Raw genomic sequence first — 5694 nt, 5'->3', positions numbered from 1 at the left:
CAATTGCCTAAATTACTCCAAAAATTAAAATAAACTGATTATGGGTTTAAGCGGAAAAAAAATTGTTGAGAATTTTTACACTTCCGATTTTTACCGGGATGAACAAGTCCTGAGAGAATTCCTTCATCCACAGGTGGAGCTCGCGTGGTATGGTACCACCGGACTCAAAAAACTTAATCTAGATGAAATAGCAGGGATAAGTCTACAGCTAGCTGAATCGTATGAATCTTTAAGAGCGGAAGTGGAAAACATTCTTTCTGAAAACGGGAAAATTGCTATTCACTTTACCTACCACGTCAGAACAATAGAAAATCCTGAAGAGGAAATGCCACTGGCGCATTTTATGGCCATCTGGGAATTAAAAGATGATAAACTCTATCGCGGAGTGCAAATAAGTCAGCTTGGGGAAGAAGTGAATGAACAACCCTGGTCTAAAGATTAGAGATTTCATTTGTTTTCGCCTGAATCCATTGATACCTCCTGTAATTAACCATTAAAAAACTTTAGGTTTTATTTTTAAAAACCTACTTTTGTTATCGCAAAAAATAAATATTTATGAGCGTTTTAGTCAATAAAAATTCAAAGATAATCGTGCAGGGATTTACCGGAAGTGAAGGTACTTTTCATGCCGAGCAAATGATAGAATACGGAACCAACGTTGTAGGAGGAGTTACTCCGGGAAAAGGTGGTCAAAAACACCTTGACCGTCCTGTTTTTAATACGGTATCTGATGCCGTAAAGGAAACAGGCGCAGATGTTTCTTTAATCTTCGTGCCACCGGCTTTTGCTGCTGATGCGATAATGGAAGCTGCAGATGCAGGTATCAAAGTAATCATCACTATTACCGAAGGTATTCCTGTAGCCGATATGGTAAAAGCTTCTAGCTATATCAAAGGTAAAGACACCAGATTGGTTGGTCCTAACTGTCCGGGTGTGATCACTCCGGGTGAGGCTAAGGTTGGTATTATGCCAGGTTTCGTTTTCAAAAAAGGAACTGTAGGGATTGTATCTAAATCAGGAACATTAACTTACGAAGCTGCAGATCAAGTTGTAAAACAGGGTCTTGGAATTACTACAGCTATCGGAATTGGAGGAGATCCTATTATTGGAACTACTACCAAAGAAGCCGTGGAGCTATTGATGAATGATGATGAAACCGAGATCATTGTTATGATCGGAGAAATAGGTGGACAGCTTGAAGCTGATGCCGCCCAGTGGGTTAAAGAAAACGGTAACAGAAAGCCTGTAATTGGTTTTATTGCCGGAGAAACCGCACCAGCAGGTCGTACTATGGGTCACGCCGGAGCCATCGTTGGAGGAAGCGAAGATACCGCACAGGCTAAGAAAAAAATTCTTAGAGAAAACGGAATTCACGTAGTTGATTCTCCTGCTGAAATAGGTAAAAAAGTAGCTGAAGTCCTTAAAGGATAAAACTACCTCTAAATAGAACTATCCTTCTGTTTCTCCTGAATTCGGGTGATTGCAGAAGGATTTTTTCTTTGTGAATATTTAAGCTTTTTGCTTTTACTATATTTGGAAAAATAAAACAACCAATCTTTTTATATATGAAACTCTTAGAAGGAAAAAATGCCATTATTACCGGAGGTAGTCGTGGAATTGGAAAAGGCATCGCAAAAGTTTTTGCTGATCATGGAGCTAATGTGGCTTTTACATATAATTCCTCTGCCGAATCTGCTAATGCGCTTGCCGAAGAACTTAGTGGAATGGGGATTAAGGCAAAAGCTTATAAATCTAACGCCGCAAGCTTTTCTGAATCTGAACAACTTATTAAAGATGTTGTAGAAGATTTTGGAAGGATTGATATTCTGGTAAATAATGCAGGTATCACAAAAGATAATCTCCTAATGCGTATGAGTGAAGAAGATTTTGATAAGGTTATAGAAGTTAACCTGAAGTCTATATTCAATATGACCAAAGCGGTACAAAGAACTATGCTAAAACAACGCAAAGGAAGTATTATCAATATGAGTTCTGTTGTTGGGGTTAAAGGAAACGCTGGTCAGTCTAATTATGCAGCTTCTAAGGCAGGAATTATCGGTTTTTCCAAATCTATGGCCCTGGAACTCGGTTCAAGAAATATCCGTACTAATGTTATCGCGCCAGGTTTTATTGAAACTGAAATGACCGGACAACTCGATGAAAAGACCGTTGAAGGCTGGAGACAGGCTATTCCCCTTAAGCGTGGAGGTACACCTGAGGATATTGCAAATACCTGTGTTTTTCTTGGCAGTGATATGAGTGATTATATAACCGGTCAGGTTTTACATGTTGATGGCGGAATGCATACTTAAAAACAATATTCATTCGAAGAATGAAATAAGAAGTACGAATCTACATTTTCTTAGGAGGTCTAATTTCTAACTTCGTCGCTTTTTATATATCTTTCCTCAATGGATCTTACCGAAATAATATTAATAACCCTTGCTGCAATCTTTGCGCTGGGGTTTTCTTTTTTTCAGTATTTATTCCACACAAGAAAAACAAAACAGGATAAATATGTGTTATTCACGCTGCGGGCCCTCACTTTATTAGTTTTACTGCTTTTACTTATAAATCCTAAGATTACTACTGTTTCTTTGGAAGTAGAAAAAACAAACCTGATCCTTGCCGCCGATAATTCAGCATCTATTAAACATCTTGATCAGGCTGATACTTTAAAAAATCTCATACATGAAATCGAAAATAATGATCGGCTTCAGGAACGCTTCAATATTTCAAGATTAAGCTTCGGAAGGGATTTTCAATTAAATGACAGTCTAAATTTTAACGACACCCAAACCGATATAAATAAGGTTTTAAGCAAAACGAAAGAGCTTTTCAGAAATAATAAATCTGCGATTTTACTACTAACTGATGGTAATCAAACACTGGGGAGGGATTTCAGGTATTTTAAATCCAGTTCCAACCAGAGGGTGATTCCTGTTGTTCTGGGTGACACTACTACCTATTCCGATATTGAGATCAGTCAGCTTAATGTTAACCGCTATACATTTTTGGATAATCAGTTTCCGGTGGAGGTTATTATTAATTATAAGGGAGAGGAACCTGTTTCCAGTCGTTTTGAGATTCGTTCGGGAGAGTCAGTGATTTATAAAAAAGATATAAATCTTGACCCTCTAAATACTTCACAAATAATTGAAACCACGCTTCCCGCATCAAGTCTAGGGGTTCTGACTTATGATGCTGAAGTACTTCCTTTAGATTCAGAGAAAAACAAGGAAAATAACCGCCGCAAATTTGCTGTCGAAGTAATTGACGAGCGCACCCGGGTTTTATTATTGACAGATATTTCCCACCCTGACCTTGGCAGTATAAAAAAATCTGTAGAAAGTAACCGTCAACGACAGCTGGATATTAAATTTCCGGCAGATGATTTTGTTTTGCAGGATTACCAGTTGGTGATACTTTATCAACCAACAACCGTTTTTAATGAGGTTTTTGAGGAATTGAAATTGGAGAATATCAATAGTTTCATAATCACCGGTACCAAAACCGATTGGCGTTTTCTTAATTCCAATCAGGATCTCTTTAAAAAGGATTTCACCACCCAAACTCAGGAAATTCAAGCAGTAAAAAACCCTGATTTTACAAATTTCCAATTTGATGATATTGGTTTTAATGATTTCCCTCCCTTGCGGGACCTTTTTGGAGAAATTGAAGCTAAGGGTCTCAATCCTGTGTTAAATCAGAAAATCGAAAATGTAGAAACTGCTCAGCCATTACTGGCAATTACTGAAAGTGATGGAACTAAAACTGGAGTGCTTTTTGGAGAAGGTATCTGGCAATGGCGTGCCCAGGCCTGGCGGGACAGTGATTCCTTTGAGAGCTTTGACGATTTTCTGGGGAAGATAATTCAAAACCTGGCTTCTCAACAAAAACGGGAACGTCTGAGCCTGGATTATGAATCTTTTTATTACGGAAATGAACAAATCCAGTTCAGGGCAAGGTTTTTTGATGAAAATTACACCTTCGATCCCCGTGCTTCTTTAACTATGAGTATAGAAAATTCAGACACCGATAATAGCTTTGAAGCTGGATTTGTGCTAAAAGATAATTCCTATGTTCTGAATCTTGAAAATCTTCCCGAAGGGAAATACGATTTTATTTTCAGGGAGGAAAATACCGGTTTTACTAAAACCGGGAGCTTCACTAATATCGCCTCAGATGTAGAATTACAATTTTCTTCTGCCAATCTGGAGAAGCTTCAGTTTTTAGCTAAAAATAATCAGGAGGAAATTTATTATGGTGATAATTATGAACATCTAATTTCCCGACTACTCGAGGACGAAAACTTTACTCCTGTTCAAAAAAGCCACGAAAAAAGTGTACCTTTGGTGAACTGGTATTATCTTTTGTTTTTGTTGGTTGCTTTGCTTGCAGCCGAATGGTTCTTCAGAAAATACCGGGGTCTAATTTAAATTCAAAAAAATAGATGGAAAAATTACCTAAAATTGGTTTACCGATTATTATCGGTATTGTGTTATTAATAATATTCATTTCAAAATCTACCGTGACAATTGGCTCGGGAGAAGCCGGCGTGCTTTACAAAACTTTTGGAGGTGGAGTTGTTACTGAGGGTCCGCCCCTAAATGAAGGTTTTCACCTTGTAGCCCCATGGAATAAGGTTTTTATTTATGAGGTTCGTCAACAATCCTTAGAAGAAACTATGACTGTTTTAAGTTCAAATGGACTTGAGATCAGGATAGATGCTTCAACCTGGTTTCAGCCATCATATCAAAATCTGGGACGTCTTCACCGGGAAAAAGGAGAGGCTTATATCCAGAGGTTATTACAGCCAGCGATAAGATCAGCCGCTCGTGCAGTGGTTGGAAGATATGATCCAGAGCAATTGTATTCCAGTAAACGAGAAGTGATCCAGCAGGAGATTCTGGAAGAAAGTCAGATAATCTTGCAAGAACAATATGTTCAGGTAAACGAAGTCTTGGTAAGAGATGTTTCATTACCACCAAATATCAAGGATGCGATAGAACGCAAACTTCGCCAGGAACAGGAATCTCTGGAGTATGAGTTTCGTTTAACTAAAGCTACTCAGGAAGCCGAGCGGCAACGCATTGATGCTGAAGGTAAAGCTACGGCAAATGAGATCCTAAATGCTTCCTTAACCGATAATATTTTACGTGAAAAAGGAATTCAGGCTACCTTAGAACTTGCTCGCTCAAACAATGCCAAGACTGTGGTTATAGGCGGCGGCGAAGATGGAATGCCCTTGATCCTGGGAAATAATTAATCAAACAAATCATAAAATTTGAGGTTGCGTTTTTGTGAATTAAATTTTATGCCTTAAGTTTGCTACAACAATGAGAACAATTCAATTACATCATCATCATTTTTACCCCCACGCTCAGGCGAGGTAAATTTGATATGTTGTAATTTTACATATTTTAAAAACCCGTTTGAGTACTTCAAACGGGTTTTCTATTTTTAAGAAACTTCCTGTTTGAAGGTCCGAAAATGATTAAATTAAAAACTAAAAATCAAAAAAATGAACAAGGAAAAATTAAGGATTGCCATTCAAAAATCAGGAAGACTTAACGAGGATTCGCTCAGAATCCTTAAAGATGCTGGCATTTCGATAGACAACGGTAAGGAACAGTTAAAAGCCACGGCCCGCAATTTTCCTCTGGAAGTAATGTATTTAAGAAATGGTGATAT

The 5694-nt window shown here is 38.0% G+C and carries 5 protein-coding genes and 1 pseudogene; all 6 read left to right on the top strand.

All coding sequences use genetic code 11. The annotated features are described in order from the left end of the window. Window positions 1–40: 40 nt before the first annotated feature. Window positions 41–442, top strand: coding sequence for a nuclear transport factor 2 family protein (locus ACESK1_RS10560; RefSeq protein ID WP_372920147.1), 402 nt, complete (start codon window positions 41–43; stop codon window positions 440–442). Between the two features lie 113 nt (window positions 443–555). Continuing rightward, complete coding sequence (gene sucD / locus ACESK1_RS10555; RefSeq protein ID WP_372920146.1) at window positions 556–1431, top strand: succinate--CoA ligase subunit alpha; 876 nt, start codon at window positions 556–558, stop codon at window positions 1429–1431. 134 nt (window positions 1432–1565) lie between these two features. Next, entirely contained in the window at window positions 1566–2312 is a 747-nt protein-coding gene (fabG, locus tag ACESK1_RS10550) for a 3-oxoacyl-[acyl-carrier-protein] reductase (RefSeq protein ID WP_372920145.1), read from the top strand. 285 nt (window positions 2313–2597) lie between these two features. Continuing rightward, window positions 2598–4439, top strand: a complete 1842-nt coding sequence (locus tag ACESK1_RS10545) for a VWA domain-containing protein (protein WP_372920144.1) — start codon at window positions 2598–2600, stop codon at window positions 4437–4439. Between the two features lie 14 nt (window positions 4440–4453). Next, window positions 4454–5269, top strand: a complete 816-nt coding sequence (locus tag ACESK1_RS10540; RefSeq protein WP_372920143.1) for a prohibitin family protein — start codon at window positions 4454–4456, stop codon at window positions 5267–5269. A gap of 255 nt (window positions 5270–5524) precedes the next feature. Then, window positions 5525–5694: pseudogene (locus ACESK1_RS10535) on the top strand (ATP phosphoribosyltransferase); the annotation flags it as partial.

Source organism: Salegentibacter sp., from assembly GCF_041642575.1.
Taxonomy (GTDB): Bacteria; Bacteroidota; Bacteroidia; order Flavobacteriales; family Flavobacteriaceae; genus Salegentibacter.
The sequence above is the reverse complement of the archived record's forward strand: the minus strand, read 5'-3'. Positions and strand labels throughout refer to the sequence as shown.